This window comes from Pseudomonas sp. GW822-FHT04H02, from assembly GCF_058800645.1.
Genome location: NZ_JBXAMM010000002.1, coordinates 884210 through 904812, shown reverse-complemented (window position 1 = coordinate 904812; position 20603 = coordinate 884210). Strand labels below are relative to the sequence as shown.

General features: G+C 66.3%; 19 protein-coding genes. 10 read left to right on the top strand and 9 right to left on the bottom strand.

Going from position 1 to position 20603, the window contains the following annotated elements:
* The first annotated feature begins 159 nt into the window (after window positions 1-159).
* Window positions 160-948, top strand: coding sequence for a transporter substrate-binding domain-containing protein (locus tag AC1RMG_RS10945; RefSeq protein WP_011059831.1), 789 nt, complete (start codon window positions 160-162; stop codon window positions 946-948).
* On the opposite strand, the gene cynR is transcribed toward AC1RMG_RS10945, so the two are convergent.
* Entirely contained in the window at window positions 921-1811 is an 891-nt protein-coding gene (gene cynR, locus AC1RMG_RS10940) for a transcriptional regulator CynR (RefSeq protein ID WP_011059830.1), read from the bottom strand. The genes AC1RMG_RS10945 and cynR overlap by 28 nt on opposite strands.
* Window positions 1812-1920: 109 nt before the next feature.
* On the opposite strand from cynR, the gene AC1RMG_RS10935 reads away from it, so the two are divergent.
* The 5 genes from AC1RMG_RS10935 (at window position 1921) to AC1RMG_RS10915 (ending at window position 6524) form a co-directional block, all read left to right on the top strand.
* The gene (locus AC1RMG_RS10935; RefSeq protein ID WP_011059829.1) at window positions 1921-2580 is read left to right on the top strand and encodes a carbonic anhydrase; all 660 of its coding nucleotides are present in this window, start codon (window positions 1921-1923) and stop codon (window positions 2578-2580) included.
* 36 nt (window positions 2581-2616) lie between these two features.
* Window positions 2617-3087, top strand: a complete 471-nt coding sequence (gene cynS / locus AC1RMG_RS10930; RefSeq protein WP_011059828.1) for a cyanase — start codon at window positions 2617-2619, stop codon at window positions 3085-3087.
* A gap of 208 nt (window positions 3088-3295) precedes the next feature.
* Window positions 3296-4480 carry a cyanate transporter gene (locus AC1RMG_RS10925; RefSeq protein ID WP_072443277.1) on the top strand — a complete coding sequence of 395 codons (1185 nt, stop codon included), beginning with the start codon at window positions 3296-3298 and terminating at the stop codon, window positions 4478-4480.
* Window positions 4481-4496: 16 nt separating this feature from the next.
* Window positions 4497-5405: a DMT family transporter gene (locus tag AC1RMG_RS10920; protein ID WP_072443275.1), complete on the top strand. Its 909-nt coding sequence runs from the start codon at window positions 4497-4499 to the stop codon at window positions 5403-5405.
* Between the two features lie 180 nt (window positions 5406-5585).
* Complete coding sequence (locus AC1RMG_RS10915) at window positions 5586-6524, top strand: LysR family transcriptional regulator (protein WP_011059825.1); 939 nt, start codon at window positions 5586-5588, stop codon at window positions 6522-6524.
* A 3-nt stretch (window positions 6525-6527) separates the two neighbouring features.
* Here the strand turns inward: AC1RMG_RS10915 and AC1RMG_RS10910 are convergent, their stop codons facing one another.
* The 7 genes from AC1RMG_RS10910 to AC1RMG_RS10880 all read right to left on the bottom strand — a co-directional run bounded on the left by AC1RMG_RS10910 (window position 6528) and on the right by AC1RMG_RS10880 (window position 13357).
* Window positions 6528-6893, bottom strand: coding sequence for a 5-carboxymethyl-2-hydroxymuconate Delta-isomerase (locus AC1RMG_RS10910; protein WP_123473808.1), 366 nt, complete (start codon window positions 6891-6893; stop codon window positions 6528-6530).
* Between the two features lie 82 nt (window positions 6894-6975).
* Entirely contained in the window at window positions 6976-8163 is a 1188-nt protein-coding gene (locus AC1RMG_RS10905; RefSeq protein ID WP_493169202.1) for a low temperature requirement protein A, read from the bottom strand.
* Window positions 8164-8402: 239 nt separating this feature from the next.
* On the bottom strand, window positions 8403-9323 hold the full coding sequence (locus tag AC1RMG_RS10900; protein WP_011059822.1) for a LysR substrate-binding domain-containing protein: 921 nt from the start codon (window positions 9321-9323) through the stop codon (window positions 8403-8405).
* Window positions 9324-9422: 99 nt separating this feature from the next.
* On the bottom strand, window positions 9423-10751 hold the full coding sequence (locus AC1RMG_RS10895; protein WP_015634541.1) for an MFS transporter: 1329 nt from the start codon (window positions 10749-10751) through the stop codon (window positions 9423-9425).
* 72 nt (window positions 10752-10823) lie between these two features.
* Complete coding sequence (gene kce, locus AC1RMG_RS10890) at window positions 10824-11756, bottom strand: 3,5-dioxohexanoate:acetyl-CoA acetone transferase (RefSeq protein WP_011059820.1); 933 nt, start codon at window positions 11754-11756, stop codon at window positions 10824-10826.
* Between the two features lie 99 nt (window positions 11757-11855).
* A complete protein-coding gene (locus AC1RMG_RS10885; RefSeq protein WP_011059819.1) occupies window positions 11856-12644 on the bottom strand; it encodes an SDR family oxidoreductase in 789 nt (262 codons plus the stop codon).
* Window positions 12641-13357 carry a GntR family transcriptional regulator gene (locus AC1RMG_RS10880; protein ID WP_011059818.1) on the bottom strand — a complete coding sequence of 239 codons (717 nt, stop codon included), beginning with the start codon at window positions 13355-13357 and terminating at the stop codon, window positions 12641-12643. The genes AC1RMG_RS10885 and AC1RMG_RS10880 overlap by 4 nt, the downstream gene beginning before the upstream one ends.
* Window positions 13358-13654: 297 nt before the next feature.
* On the opposite strand from AC1RMG_RS10880, the gene AC1RMG_RS10875 reads away from it, so the two are divergent.
* From AC1RMG_RS10875 to AC1RMG_RS10860, 4 genes are read left to right on the top strand one after another with little or no spacing between them, the layout of a single operon-like run.
* Window positions 13655-15775 carry a 3-hydroxyacyl-CoA dehydrogenase NAD-binding domain-containing protein gene (locus AC1RMG_RS10875; protein WP_493169200.1) on the top strand — a complete coding sequence of 707 codons (2121 nt, stop codon included), beginning with the start codon at window positions 13655-13657 and terminating at the stop codon, window positions 15773-15775.
* Window positions 15776-15792: 17 nt separating this feature from the next.
* A complete protein-coding gene (locus AC1RMG_RS10870) occupies window positions 15793-16974 on the top strand; it encodes an acetyl-CoA C-acyltransferase (RefSeq protein ID WP_258611570.1) in 1182 nt (393 codons plus the stop codon).
* Window positions 16975-16984: 10 nt separating this feature from the next.
* Complete coding sequence (locus AC1RMG_RS10865; protein ID WP_493169197.1) at window positions 16985-18172, top strand: acyl-CoA dehydrogenase family protein; 1188 nt, start codon at window positions 16985-16987, stop codon at window positions 18170-18172.
* Window positions 18173-18182: 10 nt separating this feature from the next.
* Window positions 18183-19316, top strand: a complete 1134-nt coding sequence (locus AC1RMG_RS10860) for an acyl-CoA dehydrogenase family protein (protein ID WP_047284350.1) — start codon at window positions 18183-18185, stop codon at window positions 19314-19316.
* A gap of 312 nt (window positions 19317-19628) precedes the next feature.
* Here the strand turns inward: AC1RMG_RS10860 and AC1RMG_RS10855 are convergent, their stop codons facing one another.
* Window positions 19629-20597, bottom strand: coding sequence for an NAD(P)H-dependent flavin oxidoreductase (locus AC1RMG_RS10855; RefSeq protein ID WP_342402860.1), 969 nt, complete (start codon window positions 20595-20597; stop codon window positions 19629-19631).
* Window positions 20598-20603: the final 6 nt, after the last annotated feature.

The window sequence follows — 20603 nt, the reverse complement described above, 5'->3', positions numbered from 1 at the left end:
GGCGAACTCTTTTTGGAATCCAGGGGCCACAGGTTAACGTGCCATTCGTGAAAAAAAGGTCGAAAGCCCGCATCGCCTTCCAGCACCGGTACTTGCCTTGCCTGGTCGGCGGCTGGCGCCAATAATGCTCCGCCCCCCTGCCCCTCAAGGAACGATTCCATGCTCCCGCGCCTGCTGTTGTGTACCCTGCTGGGCCTCAGCGCCCCAGCCCTGAGCTTCGCCCAGGAGCCCTCCTCGCACCTGGACCAGGTGATCGAGCGCGGCCACCTGACGGTCTGCACCACCGGCGACTACAAGCCCTACAGCTACCTGCGCGACGACGGCCACTACGAAGGCATCGACATCAGCCTGGCCGAATCCCTGGCCGAGAGCCTCGGGGTGCGGGTGAAGTGGGTCAACACCACCTGGAAAGGCCTGATGGCGGACTTCCAGAGCCAACAGTGCGACATCGCCGTCGGCGGTATTTCGGTGTCACTGGAGCGGCAGAAAAAAGCCTTCTTCAGCCAGCCCCTGGGCATCGACGGCAAGATCCCCCTGGTGCGCTGCCAGGATCTCAAGCGCTACCAGACCCTGGAACAGATCAACCAGCCCGAGGTGCGCCTGATCGAGCCACCGGGCGGCACCAACGAAATCTTCGCCCGGGCCCACCTGCCCAAGGCCAGCCTGACCCTGTTCGCCGACAACGTGACGATCTTCGATCAGTTGCTGACCCACCGCGCCGACGTGATGATCACCGACGCCTCGGAGGCGCGCTTCCAGCAACGGCACAAGCCGGGGCTGTGCGCAGTCAACCCCGAGCGCTACCTGCAATACAGCGAGAAGGCCTTTCTCCTGCCTCGGGACGATGTGGCCTGGAAAAGCTACGTCGACCAATGGCTGCACCTGAGCAAGGCCACCGGCGCCTACGACCGGGTGGTCAATCAGTGGCTGGCCGCGCCCTCGTCCTGATCCAGCAGCAGCTGCCGGAAAGCCTGGCAGGCGGCGCTGCGATAGGCGCCCTTGCGCCCCAGCAGCACCACGCTGCGCGGCGCCGGTGGTGACTGCAAGGCCAGGGTGCGCAGCCCCGGCTGCTCCCGGGCAATGGAGCTGGGCAGGATGGTCGCCAGTTGCCCGCGCCGGACCATCTCGACAATCGCACTGACCGAATTGGCCTCGGCGGCGATCGGCGGGGCAATGCCCTGCTGCCGGCAATACAGGTCGATGTGCCGGCGGGTGGCGAAGTCGGCGCTGAGCAGCACCAGGGGCTGGCGGCCCAGGGCCTCGGCACTCAGGGGCAGGCGCTCGGGCTGCGGATACTGCGGGCCGACCATCAGGCTCAGGGTCTCGATGAACAGCGCCTGACTCTCGATCTCCGCCAGGTGCTCGCCGGCGAAGGCGATACCCAGGTCCAGGCGGTCTTCGGCCAGGGCCGCTTCCAGGCGGTCCTGGGTCATTTCCTCGATGCTCAGGCCGATTCCCGGGTGCTGCCGGTAAAAGCGGCTGAGCAAGGGCCCGGCCAGGTAGGCGGTAAAGGTCGGGGTCAGTGCCAGGCGCAGCGAGCCGCGGCTCAGGTCCTGCACATCGTGGATCGCCCGCCTGGCCGCCTCCAGGTCCTGCAGGGCGCGGCGGGCATAGGCGACATAGGCCTGGCCGGCATCGGTGAGGCGCACGCTGCGCCCGGAACGGTCGAACAGCGGCGCCCCCAGACCCTCCTCCAACTGCTTGATCTGTTGCGACAGGGTCGGCTGGGACACATGCAGCGCCTCGGCAGCCCGGGTGAAGTTGCAATGCTCGGCCACGGCCAGCAGGTAACGGATGTGACGCAACAGCATGGGGAATTCCAACTATAGGCTGTACTTATGGAAAGCATAATAAGCCGGTCTTGGACGCTATAGCTGAAAACTTCCATCCTTGCCCCATCAGCGACGCAAGGAGAACCCCATGCAGAACATCATCGACGGCTTCCTCAAGTTCCAGCGCGAAGCCTTTCCCCAACGCAGTGAACTGTTCAAGCAACTGGCCAGCACCCAGAACCCCGGCACCCTGTTCGTCACCTGCTCCGACAGCCGGGTGGTGCCCGAACTGCTGACCCAGCAAGAGCCCGGCGACCTGTTCGTGATCCGCAACGCTGGCAACATCGTGCCCAGCTACGGCCCCGAGCCGGGTGGCGTATCGGCCACCGTGGAATACGCGGTGGCAGTGCTGGGGGTGAGCGACATCGTCATCTGCGGCCACTCCGACTGCGGCGCGATGACCGCCATTTCCACCTGCAAGTGCCTCGACCACCTGCCCGCCGTGGCCAACTGGCTGCGCCATGCCGAGTCGGCCAAGGTGATCAATGCCGCCCGCCAGCACGCCTCGCCCGCCGAGCACCTGGACGCCCTGGTGCGCGACAACGTGATCGCCCAACTGGCCAACCTCAAGACCCATCCTTCGGTGGCCCTGGCCCTGGAGCAGGGCCGGCTCAACCTGCATGGCTGGGTCTATGACATCGAGAGCGGCGCCATCGTCGCCCTCGACGGCAACACCCAGCGTTTCGTCTCCCTGGCCGAGTACCCGCACACCTGTGCCCTGGCCAGCCAAGCTTCCAGCGCTGCCTGAGCAGCCCCCGTTTCGTCACTCAAGAGGAGTCACCCCATGCTGCAATCCCAATTCGCCCAAGCTCCACGCCTGGCCCTGGCCGACACCATCATCGACGCCAAGGCGCGCAAGAACCTGTCGTGGCAGGACCTCACCGACGGCACCGGGCTGAGCCTGGCCTTCGTCACCGCCGCCCTGCTGGGCCAGCACGCCCTGCCGGCCACCGCCGCCGACCTGGTGTGCGACAAGCTGGGCCTGGACCAGGACGCCAGCCGCCTGCTGCAGAGCATTCCCCTGCGCGGCAGCATCGCCGGCGGCATCCCCACCGACCCGACCGTGTATCGCTTCTATGAAATGCTCCAGGTCTACGGTTCGACCCTCAAGGCCCTGGTCCACGAGCAGTTCGGCGACGGCATCATCAGCGCCATCAACTTCAAGCTGGACATCAAGAAGGTCGAAGATCCGGAAGGCGGTTCCCGCGCAGTGATCACCCTGGACGGCAAGTACCTGCCGACCAAGCCGTTCTGATCCCGGGTTGCAGGTTGCTCCAGCGGTAGGTGCCTGCCGGGCGTGCGTATCGTCCGGTTTGCGGCCCTGCGGCCCGGATCGCAGCCTGCGGCAGCGGCTACAGGTCCGCGGTGTTATTTAGTTTTTAAATAACACCGCGGACTTTCTGATTTGCCCCCACTCCAGACCGAGCCGCCTAATCGGGTCCTTGTTTGTTGAAGGTCCGACCATGGAAAACGTTCGTGCAACTTCCCGCCCCGCACTCTGGCTGATGGTCAGTGTGATTCTGGTGGCGCTCAATCTGCGTCCGTCGATGGCCGCCGTCGGCCCGCTGCTGTCGGGCATTCGTGGCGATATCCCCTTGAGCTTCAGCCTGGCTTCCCTGCTGACCATGCTGCCGGTCATGGCCATGGGCCTGGCGATGTTCTTCGGCATGGGCATCAGCCAGCGCCTGGGCGAGCACCGCACCGTGGTCCTGTCGCTGCTGGTCATCGGCCTGGCCACGGTCTCGCGGCTGTTCATGGATTCGGCGGCCGAGCTGATTCTCAGCGCGGTGCTGGCCGGCATCGGCATCGCCCTGATCCAGGCACTGCTGCCGGCGCTGATCAAGTCGCGCTTTGCCGACAATGTCTCGTTGTTCATGGGCCTGTACGTCACCTCGATCATGGGCGGTGCAGCACTGGCCGCGTCCTTCTCCCCCCTGGTGATGAACCACAGTGGCAGTTGGCGCCTGGCCCTGGCGATCTGGGCCGCCCTGGCGCTGCTGGCCCTGGTGTTCTGGTACGCCCAGCGCGCGGCCCTGCCCAGGCTGCCGGGCAAAGGTGGAGCACGGGAGTCCTTTGCCGGTAATCGCCGGGCCTGGCTGCTGGCGGTGTTCTTCGGCCTCGGCACCGCTTCCTACACCTGCGTGCTGGCATGGCTGGCGCCCTACTACGTGGAGAACGGCTGGAGCGAGCAGAACGCGGGCCTGTTACTGGGCTTTCTCACCGCCATGGAAGTGATTTCCGGGCTGGTCACCCCGGCCATCGCCAACCGCAGCCAGGACCGGCGCCTGGTGCTGGTGGCCCTGCTGGTACTGATCATCGCCGGCTTCTGCGGCCTGATCCTCAGCCCCAAACACCTCAGCCTGCTGTGGCCGTGCCTGCTGGGCCTGGGAATCGGCGGGCTGTTTCCCATGAGCCTGATCGTCTCCCTGGACCACCTCAGCGACCCGCGCCGCGCCGGTGGCCTGACCGCTTTCGTGCAGGGCATCGGCTACCTGATTGCCGGGATGTCGCCGTTGCTGGCGGGCATGATCCGCGACCAGCTGGGCAGCTTCGAATGGGCCTGGTGGTCACTGGCCGCGGTGATGCTGGTGATGATCCTCATGGTGCTGCGCTTCGATCCGAAGCATTACCGCCAGCACATCCGCTGAGCCGGGAGAGGCCATCATGAACCCGGTGAACTTCACCCAGGCCAACCTCGGCATGCTGCTGTGGGCGGTGCTGATTGCCGCTTCATTCTTTGCCGCCGCCGAGGTCAGCCAGGCCATCGACCCGGTGCTGCTGACTGCCCTGCGCCTGTTGTTCTCGGCGCTGATGTTCGTGCCTCTGTTGTGGCTCAAGGGTTCGGCGCCCATGACCCTGGCCGGCTTGCGCGCCCATGGGCTGCTGGGCCTGCTGCTGGCGCTGTATTTCGGTTCGCTGTTCGAAGCCCTGCGCTATACCTCGGCGGTCAACACCGGGACCCTGTTCACGCTGGTGCCGCTCCTGACCCTGGTGTTCGAAGCCTGGCTGCTGCCTGGCAGCGGCCAGCGGCGCCGCCTGCTGCCGATGCTGGTGGCGGGGGCCGGGGCGCTGCTGCTGATCCTCAAGGGCGGCGCGCCAGGGCAATTGCCGTCGCTGTACGCCATGGGTATCTACGCCCTGGGCTGCCTGGCCATGGCCGCCTACTCGCCGCTGAGCCAGCGCTTCAAGGCCGGCAGCCTGCAAGGGCGCAGCCCGGCGGCCATGACCTTCTGGAACATGCTGTTCGGATCGCTGTTCCTGTTTGTCGCCAGCCTGGCCAGTGGCGGCTGGCGCAGTGCCGCGCTACTGCGCGGCAACGACCTGCTGTGGCTGCTGTACCTGGCGCTGTTCGCCACCCTGGCAACCTTCTGGCTGCTGCATCGGGCCATCGGCGTCATCGCCCCGTCCACGGTGATTTCCTACATCTACCTGAGCACCCTGTTCCTCACGCTGTTCCACTGGTTGTGGCTGGGCCAGGGGCCACAGTTGACAGAAATGCTCGGCGCCCTGCTGGTGGCCCTGGGCATGCTCGGCCTGGTGCGCGGCAGCCGCCCGACAGCCGCGGCGGCCTGAAATCTACCCGGGACAAGCACCATTGCAGTGCGCGAAACTGCGCAGGTCGTGTTATCGGACATTTATGTCCCGATGCTGTCCGCGAATCCCCGCCCCGGGCATTTAATTAGGACGATCGTTCCGCTAGCATCGATCCGGTTTGCGCGCCACCGGCGCCAGGTGCTCAGCGGGATGGAACGGATGCTCATCAGCAATGTGCTCAGAAAACTCGACATGCAGGACCTCATGGTCTTTATCGCGGTGTACGAGCAAAGCAGTGTCACCGGGGTTTCGGAAACCCTCTGCGTCAGCCAGTCGACCGTCAGCTACTGCCTGAAGAAACTGCGCAACGGCTTCGAGGATGAACTGTTCATCAACACCCGCACCGGCATGCGCCCGACCTACAAGGCCACCAGCATGTACAACCACGTGCTGAGGATCCTGGAGAGCATCAACCTGTGCCACAGCGGTGTGCCGGCCTTCGACCCGACCCGCCAGGCCGTGACCTTCAACCTCTGTGCCCCGGAATACTTCGAGCTGCTGATCCTGCCGCGCCTGCTCAAGGGCTTCGACTACGCCGACCTGCCGGTGACAGTCAACGTGCAGAAGCTGGAAAGTGATATTCCCGCCGAGGACCTGCGCGATGGCAGCGTCGACCTGGTGATCTGTTTCGGGCCCGACTTCCATCGCCGCCACGCCGACTTCAAGTCGCAGATGCTGCTGGAGGACGACCTGGTGTGTGTCTTCGACAAGCGTGCGACCCCGCCCAGGGAACCGCGCTTCAGCCTGCAGTCGTTCGTCGAGCGGCGGCACGTGTTTCCCACGCCCTGGACGTCGGACAGCAACATGGTGGACGGCTGGCTGGCGCGCCAGGCCCACAAGCGGCAGATCGTCGCCCGCTCCAACAGCTACAGCGCAGCGCTGAAGATGATCACCGGCACCGACTTCCTCCTCACCCTGCCCCGGCGCATCCAGGCACTGCTGGCCAACGAGGCAGTGTTCAACCATTGCGAGGCCCCCAGCGGCCTGCCGGGATTCAGCCTGGACATGCAGTGGAGCCAGCACACCGATCAGGACAGCGCGCAGACCTGGTTCCGTGAACAGATAGTCAAGGTCTGCGCCGAGCAGGGGCTGGCCTGATCCTCAGCGGCCGACGGCGGCCTTGCTGTAGGACGCGCGGTCGATATCGACGATCTCCACGCACAGTTGCACCTGGACATCCGCCGGCCATGGCGCCAGATCCTGCAACACCGCCAGCAGGCTCTCGGACAACTGCTTCTTGATCTCTGGCGAGCGGCCGCTGAGCAAGGCCAGCTTGACGTGGACAAAGCCGCGCTCGCCAATCCCGGTGCCGACCCGGAACGCTTCGACCTTGACTGCGCGGCTCTTGATGTCGAACTCATCGGAGAACTGCCCGGACGCCACCAGCCCATGATTGAGTCGCAGCAGCGCCTTGTCGACGTCCAGTTGCGGCAGGTTGGCGGTGTATTCCATATGCAGGTGCGGCATGGCAAAGCTCCCGGTCAGTCAGGGGTAAAAAGGCGCTCCATACTACACAACCCGCCCCACGCCGCCGCAGTAGCCGTTAGCCTCATTGCCTGGCCGCCGCCCTTTCCCGCAGGGCCAGGGTTTCCCAGGCCGCCACCAGCAGCATCACCAGGGTGGTCAGGCTGCCCAGCGCCAGGGCGGAAAACCACTGGTTCCAGGCCGCGGGCAACAACAGCAGCAAGGCCGCGAGCCCGGCCAGGTGCGACAGCGGCGGCAACGGCCGCTCGTTCATCACCCACTTGAACAGCGCGCAACCGAGCAGGAACAGCCAGGGCCCGCCGACGATCACCAGCACCGCGGCCTGGCTGGCATGCTGCGGGTGCACCAGCACCAGTTCGTCGGCCACCGCACTGACGATGATCCCGGCGACGATCAGCACATGCAGGTAGGTGTAGGCAATACGCGCCTGGCGCCCCGGGTCGCTGGAGTGGGCGATGCGGTGGTGGGCACGCTCGGCGCCGCTGTCGAAATACACCCACCACATGGCAATGCTGCCCAGCACCGCCACCACGAAAGCCAGTACCCCTTCGGCACTGGTGGCCAGCTCGGCGAAGGTGGCGCCGGTGACCAGCAGGGATTCACCCAGGGCGATGATCACGAACAGAGCGCAGCGCTCGGCCATGTGGTTGCCTTCGACATTCCAGTCTTCCAGGGTCGAGCGGCCGAGCCCCGGTACCCAGAAATACAGCGACGGCGACAGCACCTCGATGGCCAGGGCCAGCCCCCAGCACGCCAGGCGCTGCGGGCCTTCGAGCAGGCCACCGGTGATCCAGAAAACGCCCGAGAACATCAGCCACAAGAGGATCCGCTGGAAGTTGCGGGTCATGTTCAGCGGCTCGCCGCGCACTGCCCACAGTGAATAGGCGGTGCGCCCCACCTGCATGAACACATAGGCGCCGGCGAACAGCAGCCCACGCTCGCCGAAGGCCTGGGGAATCGACGACGACAGCAGCAACCCGGCCACCATCAGCACGAACAGGCCGAGGCGGATCGGCAGGGCTTCCGGGTCCAGCCAGTTGGTGATCCACGAGGTGAAGATCCACACCCACCACACCGCCACCATCAGCAACGCCACCTGCAGCGCTCCGCCCAGGGACAGATGAGCCAGCAGGGAGTGGGACAGTTGGGTCACGGCAAACACGAACACCAGGTCGAAGAACAACTCGACCATGCCAACCTTGCCGCTGTCGTGGCTGCCACGCCCACGCAACAGGGAACGGGAACGACTCATGGGCACACTCCACCGATCAATGTTTCAACAGACGATCCACACAGCAAAGCAGCCGCCTGTGCCTATGCCAAGCTGGCGGCCTCCGTTCACTGCACCGCTGTCGCCGCTGCCGCAGGCTGCGACCCGGTCCGCAGGACTGGCAAGGCCGCCCATGCGATCCGCCAGGCAGACCGCATGGGCAGCTTTGGGGCCCCGCTGCGCGGTCCATCGCCGCCTGCGGCAGCGGCTACCAGGCGCGATTAGCTCGCGAGGGGCGCCCGCTCGCTCATGAAGGCTTCCAGCCGCGAGCGCAGCCAGCGTTCGGCGGGGTCGGTGTCCACATGGCTGAGCCAGACCATGGACAGGTCCAGGGTCGGGGTCTTGAACGGAAACGGCTCGCAGTACAGCTGCCCCGAGGCGGCCATGGCGGCGGCGGCATAGTCGGGCAGGCTGGCAATCAGCTTGGTGCCGGCGAGCAGGGCCGGCAGCGAGCTGTACTGGGGCACCGACAACACGACCTGGCGGGTGCGGCCGATCTCCGCCAGCCACTCATCGGCGAAGCCGGCGACATTGGCGGTGTGGGACACCAGCACATGGGGCCGCGCGCAGTACTCATCGAGGGTCAGCGGTGTGTCGCTGGCATCGGCCCGCAGCACGCTGGGCTGGATATGCCGCAGCAGCTTGCGCTTGGCGTTGGCCGGCAGGCCGCGGGTCTGGCTGATGCCCACGGTGATATCGCCGGACGCCAGCAGGTCGGGAATCCGCCAGTAGTCCACGTGCTGCACCACGACCACCACTTGCGGCGCTTCCTGGCGCAGGGCCCGCAGCAGGGGGGGCAGCAGGCCGAACTCGACGTCGTCGGACAGGCCGATGCGAAAGGTCATGGTGCTGCTGGCGGGATCGAAATCGTGGGTCAGGCTCAGGGCCGAGGACAGTGCGTCCAGGGCCGGCGACAGGTGCTGGATGATCTGCTCGGCACGGGCCGTGGGCTCCATGCGATGGCCGACGCGAATGAACAGCGGGTCGTTGAACATCGCCCGCAGGCGGTTGAGCGCGGAACTGATGGTGGGCTGGCCGAGGAACAGCTTCTCCGCCACCCGGGTGACATTGCGCTCGAGCATCAGCGCCTCGAACACCACCATCAGGTTGATATCGGCCTTGCGCAGTTCATTGCGATTCATTGATGTTGCCCCCGGTCCCCAGACGGGAAGCAGTGTAGAAAGGCCGGAGGGCTGGCGTCCAGGCAAGATCTGCCAAGCGACGCCAACCCCGGGCAGACCTCAGGCGGAGTTTCTCGCCAGCCCACTCGCCCTTTGCTCACAGCGGTCCTCCTGGCCCTGGCGCAAACGCAGGGCCGCCAATGCCGCCACCAGCAGCACCAGGGCAATCACCTTGAGGCCATTCATGGCATTGCCGGTGCTCATCTCGATCGCGCCCATCACCGAAGGGCCGACAAAACCGCCCAGCAGCCCGCAGGAATTGACGAAGCCCAGGCCACCCGCCAACGCCGCGCCTTTGAGCCGTGAAGCCGGGTACAGGAAGATGATCGACTGCACCACGAAGAACATCAGCGCCGCCACGCAGAACCCCAGCAGGCTGAACACCGGCCCGGAAAACGCCGCGATCGACAGCCCCGCCGCCATCACCAGCAAGCCACAGACCAGCAGGCGCCGCGAGCGTTGCGGGCTGTTGGCCAGCCGGGGCAAGGCGATAGCCCCGACGGCTGCGGCGATCCAGGGCAGCGAGGTCAAAAGGCCAACGCTCATGATGCTCAGGTTGCCGTACTTGCCGATGATGCTGGGGAGGAAAAAGATCACGGTGTAGATGGTGATCTGATGGCAGAAGTAGACAAAGATCGCCAGCAGGATCTGTGGCGTGAAGCATTGCCGGAACGAGTGCCCGCCCTGCCCCGCGCCCTCGTCGGCTTCCCGGGCCAGGCGCTGTTCGATGGCCGCCGCTTCCTCGGCGCTCAGCCAGGGAGCACGGCTCGGGCGGTCCGGCAGGCGCCGCCATACCACCCAGGCGAAGAACACCGCCGGCAGGCCTTCGAGCAGGAACATCCACTGCCAGCCGTGCCAGCCCAAAAGGCCGTCCATCTTCATCAGCGCCGCGCCCAGCGGGCCGCCAATGATATTGGCCAGGCACACCCCCAGCAGGAAATAGCCGGTGGCCCGGGCCCGCTGCTGGCGGTCGAACCAGTAGGTCAGGTACAGCATGACCCCGGGAAACAGCCCGGCCTCGGCAATCCCCAGCAGCAGGCGCAGCACATAGAAGGAGGTCTCGCCCTGGACGAAAGCCATGGCGGCGGAGATCAGCCCCCAGGTCACCATGATCCGGGCGATCCAGAAGCGCGCGCCGACCTTGTGCATGATCAGGTTGCTCGGCACTTCGGACAGCGCATAGGTGAGGAAGAACAGTCCGGCCCCCAGCCCGTAGGCCGCGGCGGAAATCCCCAGGTCCACATCCAGCTGATGCTTGGCCAGGGCGATATTGGTGCGGTCGAGAAAACTCAAGACATAGGCCGCGATCAGCAGCGGCATCAGCTTGAGGAACATCAGCCGGGTCAGTTGTTGCGGGTCCCGGGGCGGGGCGGCGGTTGCAGTGTTCATGGGCATATCCCTTTGTAATTGTTATGCGGGATCGCCAGCGCCCGGAAGGCGCCGGCAGCGGGCCTGCGGGGCTTAGAACGCGACCTGGTCGCGTCCCTTGAGCCCGAGCAGGGTGCGGGCTTCGTCCGCCGTCGCCACCCGGCCGCCCAGGGCCTCGATGACGCTGCGGATGCGTCGTACCTGGTCGGCGTTGCTCGCCGCCAGCTTGCCGGGGCCGTCCCACAGCGAGTCCTCCAGGCCGACCCGGGCATGGCTGCCCATGGCCAGGCCCATGGTCGCCAGGGGAATCTGGTTGCGCCCGGCGCCGAGGATCGACCAGTGATAGGCATCGCCGAACAGCCGGTCAGCGGTGCGGCGCATGTGTGCCAGGTCCTCGGGGTGGCCGCCGATGCCGCCCCGCAGGCCGAACACCGACTGGATGAACAGCGGCGCCTTGAGCAGGCCGCGCTCCAGGAAATGCGCAGCGGTGTAGAGGTGGCCGATGTCGTAGCACTCGATCTCGAAGCGCGTGCGGTTCTCGGCACAGGCACTGAGGATATGGGCGATATCGCGGAAGGTATTGCGGAAAATCCGGTCGTCGCTTTCCTCCAGGTACGGCCGCTCCCAGTCGTGCTTGAACTCGGTGAAGCGGTTGAGCATTTCGTACAGGCCGAAGTTCATCGAGCCCATGTTCAGCGAGGCCAGTTCCGGCTTGAACTCCAGCACCGGTTGCAGGCGCTCCTCGACACCCATGGTCGGCGCGCCGCCGGTGGTGAGGTTGATCACCACGTCGCAGGCGGCCTTGATCTGCGGCAGGAAGCGCCGGAACAGCTCGGGGTCCTGGCTCGGTCGGCCGTCCTCCGGGTCCCGGGCATGCAGGTGGACGATGGCCGCCCCGGCCTCCGCGGCGGCGATGGCCTCGGCGGCGATCTCCCCGGCCGTGACCGGCAGGTGGGGCGACATGGACGGGGTATGAATGGCACCGGTAACGGCGCAAGTGATGATGACGGGTGTTTTTCCAGGCATGACGGTACTCCGACTTTTATTCTTGATGAAAAAAATCCCAGGGTGTCGCTACAGGTTTCAGCGCCGGCGGTCCTCGCCGGCGCGGCCAGCCGGCGGGAGCTAGAGGTATTCGACGTTGCCGTCGACGCTGATCGCCTGGCCGGTGACGTTGCATGCCGCCGGCGAACAGAGGAACAGCGCCATGGCCGCCACGTCTTCGGCACTGACCATGCGCTTGAGGGAGATCTTCTCCAGGTACTGCTCGCGCATCTGCGCCACCGGTACCCCGGTCTGTTCGGCCCGGGCCTGGATCACCGCCTCCATCCGCGGCCCCTCGACTATCCCCGGCAACAGCGCGTTGACCCGGATATCGCTGGCACCCAGCTCCGCCGCCAAAGACTTCATCAACCCGACAATCGCCCATTTGGTAGCGGCATAGGGCGTGCGCCAGGCGTAGCCCAGGCGCCCGGCCACGGAGGCGATGTGCAGCAGGTGGGCCTTGTCCGAGGCCTTGAGCAGGGGCACCGCGTGGTGGGCGAAGCGGTATTGCGCGGTCAGGTTGATATCGATGGTGCGCTGCCAGTCGGCATCGCTGACGGCATCGATGCCCGCGGTCGGCCCGGCAATGCCGGCGTTGTTGACCAGCACATCGAGGCCACCGAAGTGCTGCACCTGAAGCTTGAACAAGGCTTCGATCTGCGCCGGGTCGGCGACATCGGTACGGGTTGCCAGGGCCTCGGGGTAGCGATCGCGAAAGGCCGCCAGGGCCGCTTCGCTGACATCGCACACATGCACCTGGGCGCCGGCTTCAAGGTAGGCAGCGGCCAGCACTTCACCTATGCCCGCCGCGCCACCGGAAATCATCACCCGCAAGCCCGGATAAGGCTGCAAACGCTGAAGGATGCTCATGCCCGGCCTCCTTTACGCTGTGCTGCACCGTCGCTCTTGGCCAGCAGGCGGCCCAGGGAATCCGCCGCCTGCATGATGTCGTCGGTGACCGCTGCTCGCGCCGCCGGGCCATCGCCGGCGACCAGGGCCTCGACGATTCGGTTGTGGGCCTCCATGGAACGTTGCAGGTGGGCCTTGTCCGGCGCCACCAGGGCGAAGCAGGGGCCCATGTGCAGCCAGAAGTTCTCCACGGCGGCCATGGTCAGTTCGGCCCGGGCCACCGCATAGATGCGCCGGTGGAAAGCGAAGTTGGTCCACAGGTAGCGGGAGACATCCACCTCGTCGGCGGCCTTCTGCATCTGCCGGCAGAGATCGGCGATCTCCTGCATATCGGCCTTGTGCAGATGCTGCACGGCCTTTTCCGCCAGCAGCCCCTCCAGGGCCACCCGTGCATCACGGATTTCCCGCAGGCGCTCCACCGTCATCATGCGTACCCGCAGGCGGGAGGTTTCCGTGACCTCGAAGGCATTTTCCGCACTCAAGCGCTGCAGGGCTTCGCGCACCGGCATCGGGCTGGAACCCAGGGCTTCGGCCAGGCCACGAATGGTCAGTTTCTGGCCGGGCTGGAATCGGCCACTCATCAAGGCTTCGCGAATCTGTCGATACACCTGTTCCTGCAAGGTATCGCGAGAAACCTGACGCAAGGTAGGCAGGGGGATAGGACCTTCGGACATGGGGGTGACACCTGTGTTGTGATTCTTGTGGGCAGCAATATGTGATCACAAATCAAATATGTCAAATATTCATCCTCACGTCTCTGAAGCAATCAAGGGCTTAAATCAAGTAAAAAGAATCTTTTTATTCCGCACTGCGAAATACTATTCCGTATTGACCCACTAATTTATTGATGACAGGATTATTTTCACCAGCCGATTCAAACAGCGGAATCCAATCCTGATTTCCGTTCAGCGCCCGGAGCCCCCTGGGCAACCATCGGCCTCACGCTGCCCTTTCCTCGGGAGACTGCTGCAATGAGTCGCGACACCGCCCAGCCCTCTGTGGCATCCGCCCTGCACGGCAACATCCTGGTCCTGACCCTCGACAACCCGCCGGTGAACGCCCTTGGCGTGGAGGTCAGGCGCGGGCTGCTGGCCGCCCTGGACAGCGCCGCCGACGATCCGACGGTGGCCGCCATCCTGCTGGTCGGCGCCGGGCGCCACTTCTGTGGCGGCGCCGATATTCGCGAATTCGGCCAGGCGCCCCAGGCCCCGGCATTGCCAGCGGTGGTCAAGCGCATCGAGGACAGCGCCAAACCGGTGGTGGCGGCCATCCAGGGCGTGGCACTGGGAGGCGGCCTGGAAGTGGCCCTGGCGGCCCACTACCGCCTGGCCCTGGGCAGCGCCCGCCTCGGCCTGCCGGAAGTGCTGCTCGGCCTGCTGCCCGGGGCCGGTGGCACTCAGCGCCTGCCACGCCTGATCGGTGCCCGGGCGGCCCTGGAACTGATGCTCAGCGGCCGTCACCTGAATGCCCGGGAGGCCCTCGACCTGGGGGTGGTGGACCGCCTGGCGGAGGGTGAGGATGCCCTGGCTGCCGGCCTGGCCTATGCCCGCGAGCTGGCGGACAGCCATGCCGGCGTGCGGCGCACCCGGGACGCCCGGGCCCTGGGCGATCAGCATCTGCAACGCGAACAGATCAACGCCGCCCGCGAACAGCTCACGCACAAGGCCAAGGGCCTGCTGTCGCCGCAGAACATCATTCGTGCGGTCGAGGCGGCCCTTGACCGGCCCTTCGATCAAGGCCTGGAGGAAGAACGCCGGCTGTTCCAGGAATGCCTCGACAGCCCGCAGCGTGCCGGGCTGGTACACGCCTTTTTCGCCGAGCGCGAAGTGCTCAAGGCCCCGGAAACCCGCATCGCCCAGCCTCGCCCCATCGAACAGGTGGCCGTGGTCGGCGGCGGCACCATGGGCGCCGGCATCGCTGTCTCGGCCCTCGACGCCGGCCTGCAGGTCACCATGATCGAGCGCGACCAGCAGGCCCTGGACCGCGGCCGGGGCAACGTCGAGAAGGTCTATGACGGGCTGATCGAAAAAGGCCGCCTGGATGCCGCCGGCAAGGCCGCGACCCTGGCCCGCTTCCGCGCCAGCCTGGACTACCAGGACCTGGCCCGGGCCGACCTGGTGATCGAAGCGGTGTTCGAGGACATGGCCGCCAAGCAGGCGGTGTTCAAGGAACTGGACCGGGTGTGCAAACCTGGCGCGGTGCTGGCCAGCAACACCTCCTACCTGGACCTCAACGCCATCGCCGACAGCGTCTCGCGGCCTGCCGATGTCATCGGGCTGCACTTCTTCTCCCCCGCCAACATCATGAAGCTGCTGGAGATCGTGGTCCCGGCCAAGGTCGCACCGGACGTGGTGGCCACGGCCTTCGAACTGGCGAAGAAACTGCGCAAGGTGCCGGTGCGTGCCGGGGTCTGCGATGGTTTCATCGGCAACCGGATCCTCGCGGTCTACCGCCAGGCGGCGGACTACATGATGGAGGACGGCGCTTCGCCCTATCAGATCGACCAGGCCCTGCGCGACTTCGGCTTCCCCATGGGCCCCTTCCAGGTGGCCGACCTGGCCGGCGGCGATATCGGCTGGGCGACGCGCAAACGCAAGGCCGCCACCCGCAATCCCGACGCGCGCTACGTGCAGATTGCCGACCGCCTGTGCGAGCGCGGCTGGTTCGGACAAAAGACCGGCCGTGGCTACTACCTCTATGCCCAGGGCCCGCGCAGCGCCACCCAGGACCCGGAAGTCCTGGCCATCATCGACGCCGAGCGGGCCCGGGCCGGCATCACGCCCCGCCCCTTCGGCAACCCGGAGATCCTGCGGCGCTACATGGCGGCGATGATCAACGAAGGCGCCAACGTGGTGCACGAAGGCATCGCCCTGCGCCCCCTGGATGTGGACATCACCTTTATCCATGGCTATGGCTTCCCGCGCTATCGCGGTGGCCCGCTCAAGTACGCCGACCAGTACGGCCTGCCCCAGGTGCTGGCGGACATCCGCGAATTCGCCGAACAAGACCCGCTGTTCTGGAAAGCCTCACCACTGCTGGAGCAGTTGGTGGAGCGCGGCGAGAACTTCGACAGCCTCAACCACAGCCATTGACTCAAGGAGCACGCGCCATGCGCGAAGCCGTCATCGTATCCACCGCACGCACGCCCCTGACCAAGGCCCACCGCGGCGAATTCAACATCACTCCCGGCCCGACCCTCGCCGCTTTCGCGGTACGCGCCGCCGTGGAACGGGCCGGCATCGACCCGGGGCTGATCGAGGACGCCATCCTCGGTTGTGGCTACGGCGAAGGCACCACCGGGCGCAACGTCGCGCGCCTGGCGGTGGTCCGCGCCGGCCTGCCCACCGGCATCGCCGGCACCACGGTGAACCGCTTCTGCGCCTCCGGCTTGCAGGCCATCGCCATGGCCGCCGGGCGTATCGTGGTCGATGGCGCCCCCGCCATCATTGCCGGTGGCGTGGAAAGCATCTCGCAGATCCGCGGCCGCGGCAGCGACGACCCGGACCTCGATCCCTGGCTCGTGCAGCACAAACCGGAGCTGTTCCTGCCGATGATCGAGACCGCGGACATCGTCGCCGCGCGCTACGGCATCAGCCGCGAGGCCCAGGACCGTTTCTCGCTGCGCAGCCAGCACAAGACCGAAGCGGCGCAACGGGCCGGGCACTACCGCGAGGAAATCATTCCCTGCACCACCACCATGGCCGTGACCGACAAGCAGAGCGGCGAGGTCAGCCAGCACCAGGTCACGGTGGACGCCGACACCTGCAACCGCCCGGGGAGCACTTACGAGGCCCTGGCCAAACTGGAACCGGTGCTGGGCCCACAGCGCTTCATCAGCGCCGGCAACGCCTCGCAACTGTCCGACGGCGCCTCGGCCTGCGTACTGATGGAGGCCCGTGAAGCGGCCCGCGCCAACCTGCAACCGCTGGGCGTGTTCCGTGGCATGGCGGTGGCCGGTTGCGAACCCGACGAAATGGGCATCGGCCCGGTGTTCGCCGTACCCCGGCTGCTGGCCCGGCACGGCCTCAAGGTGGACGACATCGGCCTCTGGGAACTCAACGAAGCCTTCGCCTCCCAGGCGCTCTATTGCCAGCAGCGGCTGGGCATCGCCGATGAATGCCTGAACGTCAACGGCGGGGCCATCGCCCTCGGCCACCCGTTCGGCATGACCGGTGCGCGCCTGGCCGGCCATGTGCTGCTCGAAGGTCGGCGCCGCGGGGTCAAGTACGCCGTGGTCAGCATGTGCATTGCCGGCGGCATGGGCGCCGCCGCGCTGTTCGAAATCTATTGAGGACGCCGACATGGACCTGAGTTTCACCCCCCAAGAAGAAGCCTTCCGCAATCAGGTGCAGGCCTTCCTCGCCGAACACTTGCCCAGCGAACTGAGTGACAAGGTGGCCAATGGCGAACGCCTGTCCAAGGCCGACATGGAGCACTGGCATTCGACCCTCAACACCCGCGGCTGGCTGGCCAACCACTGGCCCGAGGCCTTTGGCGGGCCGGGCTGGAGCGCCGTGGAGAAATTCATCTTCGAACTCGAATGCGGCCTGGCCAACGCGCCGCGCATCGTGCCGTTCGGGGTCAACATGCTGGGCCCGGTGCTGATCAAGTACGGCACCCCACAGCAGCAGGACTACTGGCTGCCGCGCATCCTCGACGGCCGCCACTGGTGGTGCCAGGGCTATTCGGAACCCGGCGCCGGCTCGGACCTGGCGGCGGTCAAGACCACGGCCGTGCGCGACGGCGATCACTATGTGGTCAACGGCCAGAAGACCTGGACCACCCTGGGCCAGCACGCCAACATGATTTTCTGCCTGGTGCGCACCGACCGCGAGGCCAAGCCCCAGGAAGGCATCAGCTTCCTGCTGATCGACATGGCCAGCCCCGGGGTCGAGGTGCGTCCGATCATCACCCTGGAAGGCGACCACGAGATCAACGAGGTGTTTTTCACCGACGTGCGGGTGCCGGTGGCCAACCTGGTGGGCGAGGAAAACAAGGGCTGGACCTGTGCCAAGTACCTGTTGACCTACGAGCGCACCAACATTGCCGGGGTCGGCTTGTCCATGGCCGCGCTGCAACGCCTCAAGCGCGTGGCAGCACAGCGCACCCGCAATGGCCGGCCGCTGCTGGAAGACCCGCAGTTCGCTGCACGCCTGGCCCGGGTCGAGATCGACCTTGAGAACATGAAGACCACCAACCTGCGGGTGATCGCAGCGGTGGCCGGTGGCGGCGCGCCCGGCGCGGAAAGCTCGATGCTGAAGATCTGCGGCACGGAAATCCGCCAGGAGCTCACCGCTCTGCTGCGCCGGGCCATGGGCCCCACCGCCCGGGTCATGCAGGACGAAGGCGACACCGGGGCGATGGACCTGGGCCCGGCCTTCGCCAGCAGCGCGGCGGCGCAGTACTTCAACAATCGCAAGCTGTCGATCTTCGGCGGCTCCAATGAAATCCAGAAAAACATCATTTCGAAAATGATTCTCGGGCTCTGAGGGTGCGCACATGAACTTCGAACACAGCGCAGAACGGCGCATGCTCGGCGACAGCTTGAACCGCTTTATCGCCCAGCACTACAACCTGGAAAAACGCCAGCAGAGCCTGCAGTCAGGCCAGGGTTTCAACTCCGGGATCTGGCAGCAGCTGGCAGAGATGGGGGTGATCGGCGCCCTGTTCAGCGAAGCCGACGGTGGCTACGGCGGCGGTGGCTTCGACCTGGCCCTGGTCTTCGAGGCCGTGGGCCGCGGGCTGCTGGTGGAACCGCTGCTGGGCAGCGCGGTGCTGGCCGGGGACGCCATCGCCAGCGCCGGTAGCGAAACGCAGAAGATCGAGCTGGCGCAGATCATCGACGGCAGCCTGATCGCCGCCCTGGCCCATGACGAACCCGACAGCCACTACGAACTCAACCGGGTCGCCTGCCGCGCCGAACCCCAGGCCGACGGCTGGCGCCTGGATGGCACCAAGAGCCTGGTGCTGCACGGCGAGCAGGCCGGGTTGCTGGTGGTGTCGGCCCGCACCGCCGGAGCCATTGACGACAGCCAGGGCATTTCGCTGTTCCTGGTGCCCAGGGATACCCCGGGCCTGGAGATCCGCGGCAGCGCCACCCTCGATGGCGGCCCCGTGGCGCAGGTGCGCCTGAACCAGCTGCTTGTGCCGGGCTCTGCCCTGCTGGGCACCCTGCACCAGGGCCATGCCACCCTGGAGCGGGCCATTGGCCGCGGCGTGCTGGCGTTGTGCGCCGAAGCCCTGGGCGCCATGGAAGTGGCCAAAGTGGCGACCCTGGATTACCTGCGCACCCGCCAGCAGTTCGGCCGCCCGATCGGCAGTTTCCAGGCACTGCAACATCGCATGGCGGTGCTGCTGCTGGAGATCGAACAAGCGCGCTCGGCGGTGATCAATGCCGCCTCGGCCCTGGAGGCCGATCGCCTGGACCGCGAGCGCGCGCTGTCAGCGGCCAAGGTCAGCATCGGCCGCATCGGCACCCTGGTGGCGCAAGAATGCATCCAGTTGCACGGCGGCATCGGCATGACCTGGGAGCTGCCCCTGGCCCATTACGCCAAGCGGCTGGTGATGATCGACCATCAGTTGGGGGACGAGGATCACCACCTGCAACGCTACATCGCCCTCGGCAAGCAATAGGCCCCATGAATCGCGGCCCGGGCGGCCACCTGAGCCTGTCGCAAGGGCAGCAGGTGTCGCCGCCTTCCTTGCCCGGTGCGCAGCGCGCTGCCCGACGCTGCGCTCAATCCCTCTGCTGAACCCAAGCCAAGCCTGGCGCCGCATCAGCGCGGCGCCAGGCAAGGGCGTGGCCGAGGTCGACAACCGCTACCTGGAGATCATGGAGAGCCTGGCCTACCGCGGCCACGCCCTGAGCCTCATCCACAAGATCTGGTAGATCGCGAAAACGACGCTGCCGGCCATTGCCGGCAGCCTCCCCTTCCCACTTGCGCGTTACAGCAACCGGGTGCGCAGCTCCTGGCAGGCCTGCTGATACTCCCTGCCCAGGCGCGCCACCAAGTCTCCGGCGCTCGGTACGCCGTCAACCACGCCAATCCCCTGGCCGCAGCCCCAGATCTCCTTCCAGGCCTTGGGCTTGTGCCTGTCTGCGCCGAAGTTCATCTGCGAGGGATCGCTGCTGGGCAGGTCATCGGGGTCCAGCCCCGCAGCCACCAGCGAGGCCTTCAGGTAATTGCCGTGCACGCCGGTGATCAGGTTGGTGTAGACGATATCCTCGGCCGTCGACTGGCTGATCATCTGCTTGTAGCCCGCCACCGCGTTGGCCTCCTGGGTGGCGATAAAGGCCGAGCCGATGTAGGCCAGGTCCGCCCCCAGGGCCTGGGCCGCGAGGATCGAACGCCCCGAGGCAATGGCCCCGGAAAGCAGCAGCGGGCCATCGAACCATTGGCGGATTTCCTGCACCAGGGCAAACGGCGACTGGGTGCCCGCATGCCCTCCGGCGCCGGCCGCCACGGCAATCAGGCCGTCGGCACCCTTGTCGATGGCCTTGCGCGCGAAACGGTTGTTGATCACGTCGTGCAGCACGATGCCGCCGTAGCTGTGCACCGCCTGGTTGATCTCGGGGCGCGCGCCCAGGGAGGTGATGATGATCGGCACCTTGTGCTGCACGCAGACCGCCATGTCCTGCTCCAGCCGGTCATTGGAGCGGTGGACGATCTGGTTCACCGCAAACGGCGCGGCGGGCCGCTGCGGGTGCAGCCGGTCGTGCTCGGCCAGGGCCTGGGTGATCTGCTCGATCCACTCCCCCAGGCGCTCGGCCGGCCGTGCGTTCAACGCCGGAAAGGAACCGACGATCCCGGCCTTGCACTGGGCGATCACCAGCTCGGGAGTGGAAATGATGAACAGCGGCGCGGCCACCACTGGCAGGCGCAAATGCTGGGTGAGAATCTTCGGCAGGCTCATGTTCGG